Origin of the sequence: Sorangium sp. So ce145 (assembly GCF_051525985.1) — a bacterium.
Taxonomy (GTDB): Bacteria; Myxococcota_A; Polyangia; order Polyangiales; family Polyangiaceae; genus Sorangium; species Sorangium cellulosum_B.
Map to the genome: position 1 here is coordinate 2,503,316 of NZ_CP150315.1, position 19,605 is coordinate 2,522,920.

A 19,605-nucleotide genomic window follows, 5' to 3' on the forward strand; every position below is an offset into this window, starting at 1 on the left:
TTCACCCGTCTTACTTCGCGACCTCTCCCGTCTTCAGATCCAGCTTGAGCTCCCGCACCACCTCCGGCGTGGCGCACACGATCTGCGGCGTCGAGCCCTGCACATCGGTCTTGATCCGCTCCTCCAATTTCTTCGCGAGATCCCAGGTCGGCACGAACGCGGCGAAGAACCGCTGCCCCATGTCGCGCGTCACCACGAAGCGCGCCGGCGAGAACTCCGTGCGTCCCTTGAGCGCCTTGCGCGTCAGCGGGAAGTCGTAGTCGTCCGGCGCCGTCTTGCTGAACGTGTAGAGCACCACGAGGTTCTGCGGGCACTTCGGCCCGCCGGGCCTGGGCAAGGTCCGGTTCTCCTTGGGCTTCGGCGGCGGCCCCTTCTGGAGCTGGATGGTCCCAGGCGCCGCGCCCGCGGCCTCGCTGGCGCCGCCGTGCTTCAGGATCGCCCCGCCGGCCGCGACCCACACCGCGCCGTCGCTCCCCACGGCCACGTCGCGGGCCTTCACCCCGTCGGGCAGCGGCGCTTGCTCCCAGGCATCTCCCTTGCGCGCGAACAGCGCGCCGTCCGTGAGCGCCCACAGCGTCCCGTCCGGCGCCGCCGACGCGGTGAGCACGCGCGCGCCCTTCGCCGGCGGGTCGATCTTCTTCACCTTCCCGCCCTGGTAGCGGAGCACGCCCCCGTCCACGATCCACGCCTCGCCGTCGCCTGGGCCCGGCAGGATCAGCGTGCGCACATCGTCGGCGCTCTGCTCGTCGGAGGGCGCCGGGATGGGCAGGATGGTCGAGCGTTTCTCGCCCGGCTTCCAGACCTCCAGGGCGCTCTCCCCTTTGCAGTTGAGCCCGTAGCTCAGCGCGGTCCCATCGCGCGTCGCCCCGAATGCCTCCGGGCGGACCTCGGTCTCCGAGTAACGCGATGCCCCTTCGAAGTCGAACCCGCGGCACTCCCCCTTCCTGGGCGCCGGCGTGATCGTCAGCCCCACCCTGGGCCCGCGCAGCGTGACGAACCGCGAGGGCCCGATCATCGTCGGCCCCACCAGCCCCACGAGCGAGCTGCCCATGCTCGCCACCCCGGTGAACCACTGCCCCGCGTCGCTCACGCGCTGCACCCAGCCCTTCGCCCCCAGCGCGTAGTGCTCGGCGACGCCGGTGCGGCCCGTCGTGCCCGTCGCGATCAGGTCGAGCTGGTCGGGATAGCGCCCGTGGACGCCGATCACGGACACCCACCACCCCGGCAGATGCAGCCGCTTCGGGAACTCGATCTTCCCCTCCTTCAGCACGCCGACGGCGGCGGCCACGGCCTCCTGCTCCCCCTCGAGCATCGTCAGGTTGGAGGTCGACACGAGCAGCGCCCCCTCCACCGGGTGCAGCCGCAGCTCGACCTCCTCCGGGATCTGCGCCACCGGCGCGAACGCCGACTTCGGCGGCGGCTCCGGCTTCGCCTCCTCGTCCGCCTTCACCCCGCCCGGCGCGCCCGCGGTGCTCGATGCGCCCGCCGCGCCTGCCGCGCCTGGCGCCTGCGCCACGGCCTCAGCGCGCGGCCCGTCCGCGGCCTGCGGCGCAGGCGCCGGTGCGCACCCTGCCATCGCCATCACGAGCCCGCCCAGCCCCCTCCACGCCCTTCGCCCGATCATCGCCCGTCCTCCTCCTGGCACGGCCGCGCCGGACTGCCGCGCCGCGCTCCCATGCTCTCATCCTCGACCCGCCGGCTGCCCGGCCGCTCACCACCCCGGACCGCGCGCCGCGCCGGCCTGCTCCCCCTCGCGCCGATCCCTCGTCCGCTCATGGCGCGAGCCTCCCCGACGCGACCCGGATCTCGCCCTCGATCTCCGCGTCGCGCAGGTCCACCCCGTTCGGGTGTGCCACCCTCTGGTAGGCCACCTGCCACGCGATCGTCCGCGCCTCGCCGGCGGCCCCGACGTCGAGCTCCACCGTCACGGGCTCCGCGTGCACCCGGTCGTCGCCCACGAGCTTCCGCCCGATCACCCCGGGCCGCAGCGCGAAGTGCCGCGTCAGGTAGCGCTCCGCCTGGCCCAGCACCAGCTCGTCGGGCCCGAGCGCCTCGGCCGACACCTCGAGCCTCCGGAACAGATCCCCCGTCGGGAACGCGTGCCCCGCGTTCGCGGGCGCGAGCGTCACCGCCACGCGCGTCGCCGAGAGCCGCCGCGCCGTCACCGCCACGGCGCTCCGCACGAGCGCCTCGTCCCGCGATCCCGCGAACCCGTGGCCGCGCCGCCCCCCCGGCCCGCGGGGCATGTGGCACGCCGCGCAGGGCCGGTCCGCGGCCGGCGACGCGCGGTGCTCGATGACGGTCGACTGCATCAGCTCCGCGGCCGACCGCCCCCGCGCCGTGGGGAACGCGAACTCGTGGCAGGCCGCGCATGCGTCCGCGCCCCCGAACCGCGCGTCCCGGATCACCGCGTGCGGCGCCGCCGGCGGCGCCCCGCGCCCCGCCCACGGCGCAGCGAGCACCGGCGCCACCGCCTGCGTTGCGAGCTCGCCCTCGCCGTCGGTCGTCACGTGGCACGTCACGCACCCCACGCCGAGCGCCCCGAGCGCCTCCGGCTCTGGCTCTTCCGGCCTCGCCTCGGGCGCGTGGCACGCCCGGCAGAACGGCATCGGCTCGATCGCGAACGCCCGCCGGTAGGCCGGCTCGGTGTTCGCCCGGTGGTGGAGCGACGCGCGCCACTCCCGCGCCACCTCCTCGTGGCACCCCTCGCAGGCCCGGTTCGCGATCACCGCCGCCCCGAGCCGTGCCCGCGCCGGCCTCGGCATGGGCACCCGCGCCGCCTCCGCGGCCCCGGGCAGGGCGCTGCCGGCCGGCGCCTCGACGCCACCCGCGGGCCGCGCGGGCGCGTCCGGCGCGGCAGCGCACGCGCCAGCGAGGGCGCCCGCGACCAGCAAGCCGAGGCCAGGTGCACAGCGCTGCACAGCGATGAGTGCGACTACAACACTCCCGACGCTGCGTCTGCCCGGATCTCACGCCCATCGCGAGCATGGCGCGCGTCGACGGCGCGTGCGTGACCACGGCGCCCGACGCGCACCTCTGCGCGAAATGCGGCGACGGCGCCTGCGGCGCGGGTGAGAACGACTGCAATTGCCCGGGCGACTGCGGTGGATCCCGGCCCTGAGCGACGATCGGATCATCCGGCATACAGGCCGCGCGCGCGGCCGCACAGGCGCACGAGGCCGAGCAAGCCGTCGATGGTCGGCGTCGGCACGCCGGTCAGCTTGCCTATCTCGTGGACCACGGTCACCAGCGCGTCGATCTCCAGCGACTTGCCGGCTTCCGCGTCCTGCAGCATCGATGTCTTGAACGCGCCGAGCCTGCGCGTGACCTCCATCCGGTCTTCTCCGCTCTGCGCGATCGGGCAACCGATCCTCTCGCCGATCGCCGCCGCTTCCTGCATCGCCTGGAGACAGAAGCCGCGCACCAGCGGATCGTCCAGTATCCGATCACACGTCGCACCGGTGAGCACCGACACCGGGTTCATCGTCATGTTGCCCCACAGCTTGTACCAGATGTCGGTCCGGATATCGGCGCTGGCCTCGGCCTCGAAGCCGGCGCGCCGCAGCAGCTCGACCAGCGCGCCCACCCGGCCCGAGGGGCCGCCGGCCGGCTCGCCGAGCAGCAGGCGGTTGCCGAGGCCGACGCGCACCAGCCCCGGTTCCGGGCTGGAACCCGACAGATGCACGACGCAGCCGACCACCTGGCGGAGCCGGATGGCGCGCGGCACGACGTCGCCCGGGTCGAGCGAGCGGAGCCGGGCGCCGGCATACGGCACGTTCTCGGGCGCGAAGAACCACCACGGCACGCCGTTCATCGCGGGGACGACGATCGTGTCCTCGCGGAGCAGCGGCGCGACGCGCGCGGCGACGTCGGCCAGCGCGGTGGCCTTGACCGCGATGATCACGACGTCCTGCGCGCCGAGCGCGGCCGGATCCTCTGCAGCGCGGATCGGCACGCGGGTGATCTCTCCATCGACCTGCAGCAGCAGGCCGCGCCGCTGCAACGCGGCGAGGTTCTCGCCGCGCGCGACGGCGCTGACGTCGCAGCCGGCCGTGGCCAGCCGGGCGCCGAGCAAACCGCCGATGGATCCGAAGCCGTAAACAGCAATCTTCATGATGTCCGTGCATCCTATCGCCGTGGACCGCCGGCTGCCTCCTCGCCCGCCGCCGCCGTTCACGGCGCACCGCGGCGCGCCGGTCCTTGGCCTGCGCGGAGCGCGCGATCGAGGCGCTGCGCCGCTCGGCCACCTCGGCCCTTGCGGCGGGAGGCGAGCTGACGATGATGAGCGGGCCCGATCGGCACACCAGCCGGGGGCGCGTGGAGGCTCTTGCTTATGAAGGTCAGGTACTCGCTCGTCGTTTCTTGGATCGTGCTCGTTGCGGCGGCTGGCTGTGGCGGCGGCGACGACGACCCGCTCCAGTCGGAGGGCGGGGGCGGAGCCTCCAGCGGCGCTGGGGCCGGCGGGTCGAGCGGCTCCGCGGGCAGCGTGGGCGCCACGAGCTCCAGCAGCACCAGCGCAGGCAGCGCGGGCAGCACGGGCAGCGCGGGCGCGGGCAGCGCTGCGGCGACGAGCGGCAGCGGGGGCGACGCGACGGGGAGCGGCAGCGGCGGGGCCGGGGCGGGCGGCGCCGGGGCGGGCGGCGGTGAGGACGTGTCGGCCGTCTGCCCGGGCGGCCCGTACGCGGCCGATCCGGTGCCGGCGAACGGCAGGCCGCAGCTGGTGAGAGGGGGGTTCACGTACGTCGAGGGCCCGGTCTGGGTCGCCGAGCTCGGGGCGCTGTTCTTCTCGGAGATCAACATGCAGGCGCAGAACGCTCCGCCCCTCAACGGTCCGAAGGCGAAGATCCACAGGCTCACGCCGCCGGGCGCGTTCGAGGTGTTCGTCGAGAACAGCGGGACGAACGGGCTGGGCCTCCACAGCGACGGGAACCTCATCGCATGTACCCACGACACGCGCAGCATCTCCGTGTTCGATCTCGACACGAAGGCGCGGCGCGAGGTCGCCGGCTCGTACATGGGCAAGCGGTTCAGCTCCCCGAACGATGTCGTCGTGCGGAGCGACGGCAACGTCTACTTCAGCGATCCCGATTTTCAGCTCAGCGGCGGCAGGCCGGAGTTGCCGACAGCAGCTTACCGCGTGTCCCCGTCCGGCGCGGTGAGCCTCATCGGCACGCTGGAAACCCCCAACGGCGTCGCGCTCTCGCCGGACGAGAGCGTGCTGTACGTGACCGAGTTCACCCCCGGCCGGATCCGTCGCTATACGCTGAGCGCCGACGGAGCGCCCGGCGCCTCGTCCGAGTTCGCCGCGAACCTGCCGAAGGCCGACGGCCTGGGCGTCGACTGCGCGGGCAATCTCTACATCGGGTGGCGTGACGGCCTCGAGGTCGTCGCGCCGAGCGGCGCGAGGCTCGGCAGGATCACGGGGATGGGCGAGGTGTCGAACGTCGCGTTCGGCGGGGCCGATCGAAAGACCCTTTACATCACGGCGGGCGCGTCGCTCTACGCGATGGAGATGAACGTCCCCGGATATCCTTACTGAACTTCGCTGGACGCAGACCGCCGGTGCTCGGCCGCACCGGCGTTCCAGCCGCGAGCGTCCGGCGGCTTGTCCCCGCGCGCGAGCACGCACTCCAGGAAATCCGCGATGGATTCACGGACGCGGAGCTCTCAGCGGGTGTTGGCGCTTGACCGGCCTGGCGGTCCGGCGTAGGTCACGACGTTCGAGAGCTTGAGCCGGTGTGCATGGGAGTGGTTGTCGCCGAAGCGCTCGCCGCGCAGCACATTGAGCGCGACGCTGAAAGCAGCCTCGCCGCAGCGCTCGCCCTGGCGACCACGCTGCACGCGCCGGGGCAGCGCGAGCGCTATCGGCGTCTGCTCGACTGCGCGATCGAGCAGGCGGATCGCGCGCTGGCCGCCGCCGAGCAGGAGCGCGCCGCTCTCCAGGAACATGAGGTCGCCGCAGGAAGAGAGCGAATCCTCGCGACGGCGGTGGGCGCCCGTTCGACGCTGGCGAGGGCCCACGCGGCGCGGGCGGCAGACGCGCTCCACGGAGCGGGCCAGCTCTCGTTGAGCGCGCAGCGCGCGCCGACGCGCGACGCCTGCGACGACGGCTGGCGGCGCGTGGAGGCGATCGTGGCCGGCGCAGAGGCCTCGGCCCGCGCGGCCGCGATCAGCGCCTCGGAGATCGAGGGCGGCTCTCCGCGGTCCAAGGTCGCCCGCGCGGCGCGCGCGGCGGCTCAGGAGGCCGAGGTCGCCGCCCGCGCGGCGCGCAGGATCATCGAGGAGCGAAACCACGCGTATACGTTCCACACGGACGGCGGCTTCTCGTTCGGCGAGGGGTGGTACGTCGCCGCGGCCGCCGTCCTCGCGGGCACGGCGATCCAGGTCGAGCCAGGCAAAGCGGGGACGGCGCAAGCCGAGGCGTTTCTCCGCGATGCAGGCCTGAGCGATCACCTTCAGGCGTACCGCTCGCGCCCGCGCGCGGTGAAGCAGACCACGGAGATCGTCGCCCGCGCGTTCAAGGTCGATCCGTCCTCCGCCCAGGGGAGGCTTCGCGCGGCGTTTCTGGCGGACGCGCCGGTTCCGGGAGCCGTGATCGCCTGGGTCGATCGTAGGCTCGCGGAAGCGCGGGCGGGAGCGTCATGCCGGAAGAAGGTGCTGCTCTGGATCCGCGAGGGGACCCACCACCCGCACCGCAACACGACGCTCGCCGAGCTGCTCGAGCTGACGGACCTCGTTCAACGCACGGGGCTCGTGCCTGTGCTGACCGGCGACGCCCTTCGAGACGCACGCGTCCCCGAGGGCGCGATCGACATGACGCTCTTCTGGAAGGACCCGACCTTCCGGCAGCTCGACATGCGCCGGGCGCAGCTGCAGTTCTTCGAGCACCTGAAACGAACGCACGGCCTCGTCGGCCAGCTCGGCGTCACGACCGCAGGCATGGACGGGCCCGCGCTCATGGGGCTTCCCACGATGTACCTCACCGAGGCGTCGAACGTGCGTATGCGGGAGTGGGTCGGCGCGGTGCCGGGATACCAGGAGATCGTGCGCGAGGGGGGATATCTCGAGCGCGTCCGCCATGTGTTGTCCGAATGGGCCGCGGCTCCGTAGGCGAGGCGTCCCCTCGAATTTTTCGGGAAGATTCACAGGGAGGCGGGGAGGCGGGGATAAGGAGAGTAAAAAATCAATCTCCCCGTCTCCTCGTCTCCCTGTTCAATTCCCCATGAAAATGCCAACAAGGTGAGGGGATCTGTCAGGAGGCGCCGCCAGCGCCGCCTCCGCCGCCGGTGCCTCCCGTGCCGCCGGTGCCGAGCGGGGTGTCGTCGCCGCTGCAGTCCTGATCGATGCTGTCACCTGCCACGTCCGTCGCGCCGGGGTGGATGTCCGGATTGCCGTCGTCGCAGTCCTCCTCGGGCCCGTAGCCCTCGCATGTCGCCTGGTAGCCGTCGCCGTCGCTGTCGGTCGCGGGCTCGTCGCACGGGGGCATGCCGTAGCAGGCCATCAGCGTGACAGCCATCATGCCGCCCGACGCCGCCGCGAGCAGCCGGCCCGCGATCCCGTGGCGCGCCTGCGCGCAGCTGGCGCGCTCGGCCGCGGGCGTCGCGCCGCAATGCGGGCAGGCGGAAGCGCCGGGGGGCAGGAAACCATCGCAGCAGGGACAAGCGCCGAGGGTGAGCATGAGGATCTCCGCCTTTGGGCCATGAGGCCGAGCCCTGGCTCACCTCGGAAGGCCGAGCCAGGGAGGTCAAACCGTCCCATTCTATGGCAAGCCGCCTCGGCGACGCACAAGGAAAATGAAGGGGAGTGGCGCAGCGCCCAGCGTGCGCGTGCTCGTGCTCGTGCGCGTGCGCGTGCACGTGCGCGTGCACGTGCGCGTGCACGTGCGCAGGTCATCATCCATCCCCCGCGCGATCGAAAGTGCACCGGAGAGCAGGAGCCGGCGGCGGAGTTCGCGGTAGGCTCCGGCATGGCCCTGCGCCGTCTCGATGTGGTCCCCGGCGAGTACTTCCCGGCGTACGTGGTCTGGGAGCTGACGCTCCGCTGCGATCAGCCCTGCCGGCACTGCGGATCCAGGGCAGGGGCCGCGCGGCCCTCGGAGCTCGGCACCGACGAGGCGCTGGGCGTGGTGCGGCAGCTCGCGGCGATGGGCGCGCGCGAGGTGGTGCTCATCGGCGGCGAGGCCTACCTGCACGACGGCTTTCTGGAGATCATCGCGGCGCTCAAGGCCGCGGGCGTGCGGCCGACCATGACGACCGGAGGGCGGGGGATCACGGCGGAGATCGCGGCGCAGCTGAAGGAGGCCGGCCTGCACAGCGTCTCGGTCAGCGTCGACGGGCTGGAGCGCGCCCACGACCTCATCCGCAAGGCCCCGGGCAGCCACGGGAGCGCGCTCGCGGCGCTCGGGCACCTCCGGAGCGCGGGGCTGCTCACCGCGGCCAACACCAACCTCAACCGGGTGAACCAGGGCGACCTCGAGGCGCTCTACGACCTGCTGCGGGAGCAGGGGATCAAGGCGTGGCAGGTGCAGATCACCGCGGCGCTCGGCCGCGCGGCCGACCGGCCGGCGATGCTGCTCCAGCCCTACGATCTGCTCGACGTGCTCCCGCGCATCGCCGAGCTGAAGCGGCGGGCCTTCCGCGACGGGATCACGGTGATGCCCGGCAACAACCTGGGCTACTTCGGCCCGGAGGAGGCGCTCCTGCGCTCGCTGCGCGAGGGCGGCCGCGACCACTTTCGCGGCTGTCAGGCCGGGAAGCTGGTGCTGGGGATCGAGTCCGACGGCGCGGTGAAGGGCTGCCCGTCGCTCCAGAGCGACGCCTACGTGGGCGGCGACCTGCGCGGGCGCGCGCTCCAGGAGATCTGGGACGAGGCGCCGCGCCTCGCGTTCACGCGGGCGCGCACGGCCGACGATCTCTGGGGCTTCTGCCGGAGCTGCGCTTTCGCGGAGGTGTGCATGGGCGGGTGCACCTTCACGGCGCACGCGCTCTTCGGGCGGCCGGGGAACAACCCGTACTGCCACTTCCGCGCGCGCACGCTGGCCGCGCAGGGCAAGCGCGAGCGCCTCGTGCCCGCCGAGCCGGCTGCGGGGAGGCCGTTCGACAACGGGCTGTTCGAGCTCGTGCTGGAGGATCTCGACGGCCCCGATCCCGGGCTCGATCCCGCGGAGCAGCTGGTCCAGCTCACGCGCAAGCCGCGGCCCTCCAGCTGAGTTTGCTAAGGTTCCGACATGGTCCGACCGGTCACCCGCCGAGCCTTCCTCCACGCCAGCTGCTGCGCTGCGGGGATTGCCGCCTTCGATGGAATCGCCATCGAACCTTCCTGGCTCGATGTCGCCGAGCACGATGTCCCCATCCCCCGGCTCCCGGCCGCGCTCCAGGGGTTTCGGATCGCTCACCTCTCTGACATCCACCTGCGCGCGCTGGGCAGCGTCCACGAGAAGGCCATCGAGGCTGTCCGTGGGCTGGCGCCTGATGTCGTCGTGCTGACCGGCGACGCGATCGAGGGCGAGGGCTCGCTCGGCGCGCTGGAGGAGCTCTGCCGCAGCCTCGCCGCGCCGGGGCGTGAGGTCCTCGCCACTGTCGGCAACTGGGAACACTGGGGGCACGTCCCCTTGCAGAGGCTGAGCGAGGTGTACGCGCGCGCCGGAGCCAGGCTCCTCGGGAACGAGTCGGTGCTGCTGAAGCGCGGCGTCTCCATCGTCGCGACGGACGATTTCTGCAGCGGGAACGCCGACCTGCGCGCCGCCCTGGCGAACGTGCCGTCCGCTCCGGCTCGGCTCTTTCTCACGCACGCGCCCGGCGTCTTCGAGACGCTCCCTCCTGGCGCGCCGCGCTTCGATCTGGGCCTCGCGGGGCATACGCATGGAGGACAGATCCGAGCGCTCGGAACGGCGGTGTGGGTTCCGCCTGGATCAGGCCGATTTCGCTCGGGCATGTACGACTCGGCCCATGGCAGGGTGTACGTGAGCCGCGGTGTCGGCACAAGCGTCCTTCCTGTGCGGTTCACATGTCGGCCAGAGCTCCCCGTGTTCCGGCTGATCGCCGGGTGACGTCCTGCCCGACGACGGATGGACGACCCGCGCGGCACGTCACCCCGGAGCGTCATGCCGCCGCTCGTCCCGCCTTCGCGCCAGCTGCGAGCTCCTCGCCCTGGCTGCTCGGGTCGGGCTCTGTCCCGCCCGTCTTCCTCAGCGCAGGTGTGCCATGGGGCTGCAGAAAGACGACGCAAACTCGACGTCCTGAATCTGCTCGACGCCGACACCCTCCCCGTTGCGCGGCTGGCCCAGGGACTCCGGGCGCACCCAGCACATCAGCGTGTACTGGCCCTCGAACTCCGCCGAGGCGTCCTGAGGCGAGATGTTCGCAATCCCGCTGACGGTCCGGTTGCTCTCCAGCGAGAAGGACAGCGTGCCGGATTCCGAGTACCGACGCTCCCCGGCCTCCTGGAGGGTGACTGTCCCCATTCCCTCCGACAGCGGCTCGATGCGCAGCTCGACGGTCGCCCCGGAGACCTGTTCAAGGGAGAGCCCGAAGGTCGCAGACCACTCCCGTCCGTCGGCTGCCCGGGCGCCGATCGAGGCTAGTGCCGTCGGCCCGCCGTTCTCGAAGAGCTCAAGGCGCATCGGACCCCCCTCGAAGAGAGAGCCATCGCGCATGGTGACGCGGAGATCGGTCGGCTCCTCATAAGGTGGCTCCCCCACGGGATCAGGAAGGTCGCCGAAGCATCCGAGCGACGAAGCGCTGGCAAGAAGGGAGACCGCCACCATGACTGGGGACTTCAAGCGAGTGCGCATGCGTCACCTCCGCAACGAACCTCGTTGTGCGCCAATGGTAGCATTGGTCGCGATCGCTCTCGATCGGCAACGTCGTCGGATTCGTGCACCTAGGGGAGAAGGAAATCCGAGATGACCGGGGGGTGAACCGCCCGGGGGCCGTCAGTCGCGCTTCGGTTCTGCGGAGAGCGCGTTCAGGCGGCACGCGACCGACAGCGAGAGCCCTACCTCCAGCAGCGAGATCGGCCGCTGCTCGATGGCCCCCGGCGGCGCGCAGTCCACCAGGAGGAGCGGCGCCGACGCCGCCTGCGCTGCCTCCGCGAACGATCGCGCCCTCCGGAGCCATTGCTCGGTCAGCTGCGCGCGGTGCCCCTCAGGCTCCTTCACCTCGGCCCGAAGCTGCCCGAAGGTGGCCCCGCGCCGCCCGTCCTTCGCCGCCTGCACCGCGGCGCTCACCTCGCGCCTGACCTGCGCCACGGCCGCGGCCAGCCGGCTCCTCGCCCAGAAGTCGAGCTCGGGGGCGAGGCGCACCTCGATCACGCCGTCGACGGCGGCCGATACGGCGTCGCCGTCGCTCTCCGCCTTGTCGGTGAAGACCGTGCTGAATGACGCGCCCAGCATCTTCACCGTGGATGCGCCGCCGGTCGCCTCCTTGAACTGCCGCTCCAGGTTCTCCACCGCGGCCTGCGCCGCGGTGAGGGCGCGCTGCGGATCGGCGTCGGTCTCCTGGAGCGCGAAGCCGAGGACGAGCACGTCGGGGCGGACGACCAGATCGGCCTGGACCGAAGCCCGGCTGGGCAACGCCGGCGCGGGCAGCATGCTGGGCATGCTCGCCGACGTGGAGCCCAGGCTCGCCGCGTAGGAGGGAGAGAGGGCCGCGCCGGGCGCCGCCCCGGATGCGCCCCCGCAACCGGCCAGCAGGGCGAGGGCGAGGGCGAGAACCGCGGTTCGCATCGGGGGCCGACGCTAACACGCGCGTCGAAACACAGCAATCGTACGGCCGGGTTGGATCTGCTGTGCACGATCTGGAAGGCGTGCCGCCGTGTCATCCGCGATGTCGACGCGGACCTTCGGCACGGGAGGCGTGAGGCGAGCGCATGGCGCGTGCGTGCGCCGGGTCATCGACGTGGAGCTTGCTGCCTTTTATCCCGCCCGCCCGATCACCGTGGGGCCTTCTGGGCATATAGGACGGCCACTTTCTGACGCCTGCTGCAGGCACCGCCAAGGGGTTGCACCCCTGGGATGGAGGATTTTTGTGATGAACAGGGCACGCGGTTCGACCGCCGGCATATTGCTCGCGTTTCTCCTGGTGGGGTGTGGTTCTTCGAGCGGCCCGGAAGAACCCGAGAGCTCGGGCGGCCCGGGTGCGGGGGCGGGCAGCAGCGGGAGCGGGAGTGGAAACGCGAGCAGCAGCGGAGACGCGAGCGGGAGCGGAGACGCGAGCGGGAGCGGGAGCGGGAGCGGGACGACAGGCAGCGGCGCGGGGACGGGCGGTTCGGACGGTGCGGGCGGCGATCCGGGCGGAGGCGGCGGCGGCGGCTCGTCTTCCGGTACCGGTGGCGGTGAGCCCGACGTGGTCGAACCCACGTTGATCACCTCGGGCGCGAACGAGTACTGGAAGATCGGGACGCCGACGGAAGTGACGAGCGGCAATGCCGACGTGACCGTCGACGATGCGGCAACGCAGCAGCGTTGGGATGGCTTCGGCGGCTCCTTCAACGAGATGGGCTGGAACATGCTCTCGATGCTCGGCGAGGCCGAGCGGCAGCGAGCCATCAAGCTTCTCTTCGACAAGAGCGAGGGCGCAGGGTTCGTCTACGGGCGCATCCCCATGGGGGCCAGCGACTATGCGATGGACCGCTATAGCCTCAACGAGAAGAAAGATGATTTCACGATGGAGAGCTTCTCCATCGCGCGGGACAAGGAGAAATTGATCCCGTACATCAAGGCGGCGCTCGCCGTGAGGCCCGGCCTCCACCTCTGGGCCAGCCCCTGGACGCCCCCCACCTGGATGAAGAGCAACGGCGCCTTCGATGGTGGCAAGATGAAGGACGACGCGAACACCCTGAAGGCGCATGCCCTGTACTTCGCGAAGTTCGTGGAGGCGTACGCCGCGGAGGGCATGACCATCGAGGCGGTCCACCCCCAGAACGAGCCGACCTACGAGACGAGGTATCCGAGCTGCGGGTGGACGGGGCAGCTCATGGCCAAGTTCATCGGCACCTACCTCGGACCGACGTTCGAAGAGCGCGGGATCAAGGCGCAGATCTTCCTCGGCACGATGTCCAACGACGCGGCAGACCCGCAGATCCTCAGCGCCGTGACCGGCGATGCCACCGCGATGAAGTACGTCAAGGGCTTCGGGCTGCAGTGGAACATGCGGGGCAGCGTGAACGGCCTGAAATCGCGGAATATGCCGATCGTGCAAACGGAGCACCAGTGCGGCAACTACAACTGGAACCCTCCGGGCGTGCCGGTGTTCAACCCGGACACGGCGGCGAACGATCACGCCTACGGGCAGGAGAGCTGGGGGCTCATCCGCGACTGGATCAAGGCGGGGGTGAACTCGTACAGCGCCTGGAACATGGTGCTGGACCCGGTGGGGAAGAACATCGACTCGCAGCGGCCGTGGCCCCAGAATGCGCTCCTCAACGTGAAAGCCGACACGAAGGAGCTGGTGCTGACCCCTGCCTACTACGTCTTTCGCCACGTCTCGCAGTACGTCGATCCTGGAGCGATGCGCGTCAACACGACCGGCGGCGACGCGCTGGCGTTCAAGAACCCGGACGGCAGCATCGTCACGGTCATCTACAACTCCGGCAGCTCCGCGAAGACGACCACCCTCGGCGTGGCCGGCAAGAAGCTCCAGTTCAGCGTTCCTGCCCGCGGCTGGGCCACCGTCAACTGGAAGTGAGGCGCGGGCGACCCGGCCCGGGTCGACCCATCGCGGCCCGGACCTGTCGACAGCCTCCCGGGAGAGATGAAACTCAAACCGGAGGGTGTCGACAGCCTCCCGGGAGAGATGAAACTCAAACCGGAGGGTGTCGACAGCCTCCCAGGAGAGATGAAACTCAAACCGGAGGGTGTCGACAGCCTCCCGGGAGAGATGAAACTCAAACCGGAGGGTGTCGACAGCCTCCCGGGAGAGATGAAACTCAAACCGGAGGGTGTCGACAGCCTCCCGGGAGAGATGAAACTCAAACCGGAGGGTGTCGACGCTCCGGAGCGCCGCCGCGCTCGGTCTTGCGAGCCTCCGGCCCCGGGGCGTTATGATCGCCCTCCATGGACGCCGCTTCCTTCCTCGCCGACATCGAGCCGCTGACCCATTACGACCGCGTCCGACGCGTGGTGGAGCTGGGCCGCGCCGCCGCGCGCGGCGACGCCGGCGCAAGCGCGCTCCTTGGCGCGCTCTGGAGCAGCGCGCAGCCCTACGAGCGGCTCCTCGCGCTCATGAGCGTCTACGGCTCGGGCGACGGCGCGCGCGTCGTCGCGGCCGTCTCCGATCCGTCCCGCTCCGTGCGGCGGCGCGCAAGCCGCATGGTCGCCCGCTTCTGCGACGACGCGCAGGCGCTCGCGGCGCTCGGCGCCCTCCTCGAGCGGCGCACCCTCCGGCGCACCGTCGCCCAGCTCGCGCGGCGCAAGCGCCAGGCCGCCGTGGACGCCTTCCTCGGCGCGCGCATGCAGGCGGGGCGCGATCCGCTGATCGTGGATCTGCTCCCGTTCGGCTCCGAGGCGCTCGTGTCGGCGCACCGGCGCGCCATCGACGAGGCGGGCGGCCCGAGCTGCATCGATCGGCTCGGCGTGAGGCACCCCGCGGCCGCGGCGCGCTGGTTCGGGGAGGCGATCGCCCGCTCCAAGTCCCTCGACGTCCGCCTGCGCTACCGCCTCGCGCCGCTGCTCGTCCCGCTCGCCCGGCGCGCGCCCGACGCGGCGCTGCCGCTGATCCAGGCCCTCTTCGAGCGCGGCGAGGAGCCCTCGTTCCTCGCCGGCTCCCTGCACCTCCTGGCCCGATCGCGCCCGGCCGCCACGTTCGACCTCCTCAAGGTGCGCCACGAGAGCGGGCGACCCGCGCGGCCGCCCGGCGTCTTCGGTGTGGTGCGCTTCGACAAGGGCGCGCCCGCCCTCGGCGCCGAGCGCCTCGATTACCTCATCCGCCACGCCTGGGGCGCGCTGAGCGACGGCAAGCTGGGCCCGCGGTGGTTCCTGCGGCTCGGTCCCGACGACCAGAAGGCCGTGCTGCGGGCCTTCCTGCTCGGAGGGGCCGGGGGCTACGGCGCCTTCCTGTTCCGCTACGTGAAGGCCGAGTCGGCCAAGGAGCAGGTGCTCCGGGAGCGGGCCTTCGTGCGCTGGTCGTGCGCGGCGCAGGCCACCGACGGCACGATCGCGCCCGATGTGCTCGACGCGCTGCCCCGCGACCTGCGCGAGCGCGAGGCGAGGCGGCACCTCTCGAGCTGCCCGTCGCTCGTCTCGAAGCCGGACCGGCGGATGAGCTACGCGCGCCTCCTGTCGTTCGCCGAGGCCAGGGAGGTGCTCGCGCCGCTCCTCGGGCACCCGGAGGGCGACGAGCGGGCGAAGGCGCAGGCGCTGCTGATCGCGAGCGTCCTGCACGACCGGGGCGCGCTCGCGGACGCCCTCGCGAACGTGCGCGCCCGCAAGTTCGAGCAGGATCCGGTGCGGCGGGCGATGATCGGCGCCCTCGCCGCGCTGCCCCTCGGCCGGTTCGCGCAGGAGCACCTGGAGGCCGCGGGCGCCGTGGCGCAGGACGCGCTCGACGCCGCGGATCTGTCCCACGCCACGGCCTCGGCCGTGGAGCGGCTCGTCGTCCGCGTGTTCCGCGTCGACGGGGCGTGGGGGGCGCGCTGGCTCACGAAGATCCTCGCGGTGCGCGGCTCGGTCTCGACGGAGGGCCTCGGGGAGGAGCTGACCCCGGCGGAGGCCGAGCGGCTTACCCCGGCGCTCGCGCAGCTCGCGGGCGCATGGTGCACCGGCGAGCGGGCAGGGGCGGTGCTCTCGCTCGCGCAGAGCCTCGGCATCCGCCTCAAGGTGGTCACGCCGCTCCTCGAGGCGCTCGAGCGGCTGTCCCGCGAGCTCCCGTTCGTCGGCGTCGCGGCGGGCGCGCTCGGCCTCCTGCGCGCCCACGACAGGCCGCGGTTCGCGCGGCTCGTGCCCGCGCTGCTGCGCGAGGACAGGAGCTTCGTGCTGATCGCGACCGTCGCCCGGCACGTGAGCCAGAAGCGCCAGGATCTCCTGGACCCCCTGCTCGACCGGGCGCAGCCCATGACCGGCAGGTTCGCGACGGGCAAGACGCGCTGGGTGCTCGACTTCGGCGGGGGCCACGGCCGCTGGACGGCGAGGCAGCAGGAGAAGTACGCCGCCGGCCTCCGCGCGCTGCTCGGCGACGAGACCAGCGATGTCCCCACGCTGCGGTTCGCGATCTCCGCGCTGGTCCGGCTCGCGTACGCCGACGCGTCGGCGATCACCCCGTTCGCCTCGGATCCGAGGCCGCCCCTGCGCGAGATGGCCATCCGGGGCCTGCCCTGGCTCGACGCCGGCCAGGGCGTCCCCGTCCTGATCGAGTGCCTGGGCGATGATCGCGCGCGCTGGGCGATCTACGCGCTCCGGAAGGCCTTCTCCGAGATGTCCCGGGAGCGGGTGCTCGCCGAGCTCCGGGCGGTGCCGACAACGAAGGTGACCGTGGCCAAGGAGGTCGTGCGCCTGCTCGGCGAGCTGGGCGGCGACGACGCCTACCGGGACCTGCTCCGGCTGGACGCCCCGAAGACGCACCGGGACGTGAGGATCGCGCTGCTCCGGGCGCTCTGGGACCACCTGGACAAGCCCGAGACCTGGGACGTCTTCGGTCGCGCCGCCCGGGATCCCGACTGGATCGTGGCCTCGAAGCTCGCGGACATCCCGCTCGGCAGGCTATCGACCGAGGCCGAGCGGCGCGTGGTGGACCTGCTCGCCGCGATCCTCGGGCGGGCCGAGCCGGAGGCGCGGCTCGACCTGCTCCGGCGCGGCGCGTACCTGCCGCTCCGGGACGAGGCGCGGTCGCTCTTCCGCCGGCTGCTCGAGCACATGGCCGCGCCCGCGCCCGAGGAGGCGGCGGAGGCGCTGTCCGCCGTGCTCGCGAGGATGCAGCCGGGCGAGGTCGCGATCGTCGTCCAGCGGCTCGCGGAGCTCTTGCCGCAGCGCCGGCACCTCATGGCGTTCCTGCCCGCGCTCTCGGCGCGGCTCGGCCCGTACGCCGCGAAGCACTGCGTCGCCGTCGCGGAGGGGCTGCTCGCCGCGCTCGAGGCGGACGCCCTGGCCGTGCCCCAGTACCTGGGGCTCGCGGCGCGCCTGCTCCCGTGGAAGGCGCTCGGGCAGGCGCTCGCAGAGCTCGGCCGTCGGGATCTCTTGCACCACGACGCGATGGTCGCCGCGATGTCCGCGGTGCGCGGCTGCGTCCACCCGTCGCAGCTCGAGCAGGAGCTCCGGGAGAGCCCGGATCCGCGGCTGCGTCGGCTCGCGCTGGAGGCGCTCGTTCAGGCGGCGTCGCCGAAGAACGGCTGGACGGCGGAGCGGCGCGAGCTGCTGGCAGAGCGCTACCGGAAGGACCCGTCCCCCGCGGTGGCGGGGCCGGCGTCGTTCATCATGCCGCCGTGAGCCGGCTGCTCCTCGGTTCGGCGCTGCCTGCGGCGGGCGGCGTCGGCCTCTGGTCAGAGACGACCTGGTTCCGCATGTCAGAAGTCCCGCCAGAGCGGTGCCTGGTCGCGCATCATGGGATCACACCGGGTCGAGCCTGGCGAGCATCACCGAAGTCCAGAGCGACATCCGGTCGAGCCTGGCGAGCGTCACCGAAGTCCAGAGAGACACCGGGTCGAGCTTGGCGAGCGTCGGCACGCCCCCCGACGGCCGTTCAGCGCTCCTCGACGAGGAGAATCCGGTGCACGAAGAACGGCGCGTGCTCCTTCACCCGCGCATCGGAGAGGGTCCGGAACGCCTCGGCGTCCGCGCGCTCGCGGAAGAGCCCGTGCTCGTTCAGGCGCGGCCCGTAATCCCGGCGAAGCGCTGTCACGTCGGTGTCCGGCAGGAACCCGCAGTTCGACAGCCCGCTGATCAGTCCGCTGTCGGCCACGTCCCAGCCGAGCAGCCTCCACGCCGGGTCGATCTCCGCCGGCTGGCAGGGGATCTCCAGCGCCCGCGCCCGTTCGTCGTGCTCGCTCACCGCCAGCGCGATGATCGCCGCTGCTCCATCACAGCGGCGCCGGAGCGCACCGAGGTCCGAGAAGTAGTCGGGGGCCAGGCCATCCGTGGTGAGGGCCGCGGGGACCGCCGGCCAGACGAGCCGATCCACCGACAGCACGCGCGGCAGGTCGGGTCGGAGCAGGTAGCGCTCGCGCCGGTCCTGGGTCCACTGCGGGTCTTCCGCGTCCAGGCGGAGGCGCGCGTCGAACCCATAGAGGACCACCGGGCTCAGCATGGCGCTCCTGGCACCCCGATCCCGCAGCACCCGCCGAACATCCGCCTCGGCCCGAAGCATTGGCAGGTGACCGGGTTCTGGTTGTAGACGTAGTAGTGCCAGTGGTCGCCCGGGCACGGGAAGTGGGGTGTGCTGGGAGGGACACGGTCGATCTCCGGCCCCGGCGGCGCCGGGCACGGCGGGCATGTCCGCGTCGCCGCATAGATGCCCACGCCGACGACGATGGCCCCGAGGATGACCCAGCCGATGGGGCCGGCCTCGACAAGAACGAGCGCGCCTGCCTCGGCCTGCCGTTGGATCAGCTTCGCCTGGGCGCTCCCAGGGCCGATCGCCGTGATCGCGCCGGCGCTCTCTCCCCCATCCACGATGCTCGCCGCCACGCGATCCGCCTCGCGCTCCAGCGGGTCCTCCGGCGTGGAGACCTCGACGCCCTTCCGCTGCATCTCGCGCTGGGTCTCGCCAGGCTCCGCGACCGGGGCGCCGCCGGCGGCTGTGGTCTTCGCCTTCTGCTGCTCGGCCGCCTCGTGAATCTTGGCGATGACGGCCGCCTTCTGCGACTCCGTGCCGCTCGCCCGGACGTTGCGCAGCGCGTGGAGGGTGCCTGCCGGGCTGGCCCCGTCCTGCCCCGTGGAGGCGCTGCTGACGCGCCCCTCGAGCACCCGAATGACGTCATCGAGCTCCCGATCCGACGCCGAGGGCGCGGCGGCCTCCGGCGCCGTGTCGCGCTGGAGCGTCCCTCCCCCGATCGACGCGGCCCCGCCCTGCTGCACCACGTGGGTCAGCTCGTGCGCCAGGAGGCGCTGGCCCTCTGCTGTCGACGGAGCGTACTGCCCATCTCCGAACACGATGTCGCTCCCGATGGTGTACGCCCGCGCCTGCACCCCACGTGCGGCCGCGGCCGCCTCCGTGCTCCGATGGATGCGCACCTTGCTGAAATCGTGCCCGAACCTGGGCTCGAAGTGGGAGCGCACCGCGCTCGGCAGGGGCTCCCCGCCGCCCCGGGTGACCTCCACCGCCCTCTGGGTACCCAGCGCCCCTTCCTCGCCCCGGCCGTCCTTCGAGCGCTGGAGATTCTTCTTCTCGTCTTCCTCGCACTCCGCGCACTTCCGCTGGAGGCGCCCCGCCGGCGGGGCGGTCGCGGGCTGGCCGCCGATCGCCCGCTGGAGCGCCATGCCCTGCGCTTGCGGCACGAGCGAGATGCGCGTGAAATCGAAGCCGCAGGATGGGCTCACCGGGGGTGCCTTGGCGGCATATCGAGGCGTGGGCTCCGAGGAAGTGAAGCGAGCGGCAGACGGACTCCACTTCTGGGCGAACGTGAACATGGGAGCTCCTTGCTCGTCTCGGATCCGCCTTCGCGTATCTGTCAGGCCGC

General features: G+C 72.2%; 16 protein-coding genes. 8 read left to right on the top strand and 8 right to left on the bottom strand.

Annotation, left to right across the window (positions count from 1 at the left end):
• Positions 1–10: 10 nt before the first annotated feature.
• Both WMF34_RS09565 and WMF34_RS09570 read right to left on the bottom strand, forming a co-directional pair.
• Complete coding sequence (locus WMF34_RS09565) at positions 11–1,624, bottom strand: hypothetical protein (protein WP_437993071.1); 1,614 nt, start codon at positions 1,622–1,624, stop codon at positions 11–13.
• Between the two features lie 148 nt (positions 1,625–1,772).
• Positions 1,773–2,921: a multiheme c-type cytochrome gene (locus WMF34_RS09570; RefSeq protein WP_437993072.1), complete on the bottom strand. Its 1,149-nt coding sequence runs from the start codon at positions 2,919–2,921 to the stop codon at positions 1,773–1,775.
• A 65-nt stretch (positions 2,922–2,986) separates the two neighbouring features.
• On the opposite strand from WMF34_RS09570, the gene WMF34_RS09575 reads away from it, so the two are divergent.
• A complete protein-coding gene (locus WMF34_RS09575; protein WP_437993073.1) occupies positions 2,987–3,121 on the top strand; it encodes a hypothetical protein in 135 nt (44 codons plus the stop codon).
• 12 nt (positions 3,122–3,133) lie between these two features.
• Here WMF34_RS09575 and WMF34_RS09580 read toward each other — a convergent pair whose 3' ends face one another.
• Positions 3,134–4,114 carry a 2-dehydropantoate 2-reductase gene (locus WMF34_RS09580; RefSeq protein ID WP_012234460.1) on the bottom strand — a complete coding sequence of 327 codons (981 nt, stop codon included), beginning with the start codon at positions 4,112–4,114 and terminating at the stop codon, positions 3,134–3,136.
• Between the two features lie 219 nt (positions 4,115–4,333).
• Here WMF34_RS09580 and WMF34_RS09585 point away from each other — a divergent pair, with 219 nt between their 5' ends.
• The gene (locus WMF34_RS09585) at positions 4,334–5,539 is read left to right on the top strand and encodes an SMP-30/gluconolactonase/LRE family protein (protein WP_437993074.1); all 1,206 of its coding nucleotides are present in this window, start codon (positions 4,334–4,336) and stop codon (positions 5,537–5,539) included.
• Positions 5,540–5,742: 203 nt separating this feature from the next.
• Positions 5,743–7,110, top strand: coding sequence for a hypothetical protein (locus tag WMF34_RS09590; RefSeq protein ID WP_437993075.1), 1,368 nt, complete (start codon positions 5,743–5,745; stop codon positions 7,108–7,110).
• 142 nt (positions 7,111–7,252) lie between these two features.
• Here the strand turns inward: WMF34_RS09590 and WMF34_RS09595 are convergent, their stop codons facing one another.
• Entirely contained in the window at positions 7,253–7,678 is a 426-nt protein-coding gene (locus WMF34_RS09595; RefSeq protein WP_012234463.1) for a putative metal-binding motif-containing protein, read from the bottom strand.
• A 288-nt stretch (positions 7,679–7,966) separates the two neighbouring features.
• Between WMF34_RS09595 and WMF34_RS09600 the strand changes: the two genes are divergently transcribed.
• A complete protein-coding gene (locus WMF34_RS09600) occupies positions 7,967–9,208 on the top strand; it encodes a radical SAM protein (protein WP_437993076.1) in 1,242 nt (413 codons plus the stop codon).
• An 18-nt stretch (positions 9,209–9,226) separates the two neighbouring features.
• A complete protein-coding gene (locus WMF34_RS09605; protein ID WP_437993077.1) occupies positions 9,227–10,048 on the top strand; it encodes a metallophosphoesterase in 822 nt (273 codons plus the stop codon).
• A gap of 138 nt (positions 10,049–10,186) precedes the next feature.
• Here the strand turns inward: WMF34_RS09605 and WMF34_RS09610 are convergent, their stop codons facing one another.
• Together WMF34_RS09610 and WMF34_RS09615 are read right to left on the bottom strand one after the other, a co-directional pair.
• Positions 10,187–10,765, bottom strand: coding sequence for a hypothetical protein (locus WMF34_RS09610; RefSeq protein ID WP_437993078.1), 579 nt, complete (start codon positions 10,763–10,765; stop codon positions 10,187–10,189).
• A gap of 168 nt (positions 10,766–10,933) precedes the next feature.
• Positions 10,934–11,725: a hypothetical protein gene (locus WMF34_RS09615; RefSeq protein WP_437993079.1), complete on the bottom strand. Its 792-nt coding sequence runs from the start codon at positions 11,723–11,725 to the stop codon at positions 10,934–10,936.
• A gap of 304 nt (positions 11,726–12,029) precedes the next feature.
• On the opposite strand from WMF34_RS09615, the gene WMF34_RS09620 reads away from it, so the two are divergent.
• The 3 genes from WMF34_RS09620 to WMF34_RS09630 all read left to right on the top strand — a co-directional run bounded on the left by WMF34_RS09620 (position 12,030) and on the right by WMF34_RS09630 (position 17,416).
• Positions 12,030–13,685, top strand: coding sequence for a glycoside hydrolase family 30 protein (locus WMF34_RS09620; protein WP_437993080.1), 1,656 nt, complete (start codon positions 12,030–12,032; stop codon positions 13,683–13,685).
• Between the two features lie 66 nt (positions 13,686–13,751).
• A complete protein-coding gene (locus WMF34_RS09625) occupies positions 13,752–14,093 on the top strand; it encodes a hypothetical protein (protein ID WP_437993081.1) in 342 nt (113 codons plus the stop codon).
• A complete protein-coding gene (locus WMF34_RS09630) occupies positions 14,054–17,416 on the top strand; it encodes a hypothetical protein (protein WP_437993082.1) in 3,363 nt (1,120 codons plus the stop codon). Before WMF34_RS09625 ends, WMF34_RS09630 begins: the two co-directional genes overlap by 40 nt.
• Positions 17,417–17,669: 253 nt before the next feature.
• Here the strand turns inward: WMF34_RS09630 and WMF34_RS09635 are convergent, their stop codons facing one another.
• Both WMF34_RS09635 and WMF34_RS09640 read right to left on the bottom strand, forming a co-directional pair.
• Complete coding sequence (locus WMF34_RS09635; protein WP_012234473.1) at positions 17,670–18,233, bottom strand: hypothetical protein; 564 nt, start codon at positions 18,231–18,233, stop codon at positions 17,670–17,672.
• The gene (locus WMF34_RS09640; protein ID WP_437993083.1) at positions 18,227–19,465 is read right to left on the bottom strand and encodes an eCIS core domain-containing protein; all 1,239 of its coding nucleotides are present in this window, start codon (positions 19,463–19,465) and stop codon (positions 18,227–18,229) included. Before WMF34_RS09640 ends, WMF34_RS09635 begins: the two co-directional genes overlap by 7 nt.
• Between the last annotated feature and the right edge of the window lie 140 nt (positions 19,466–19,605).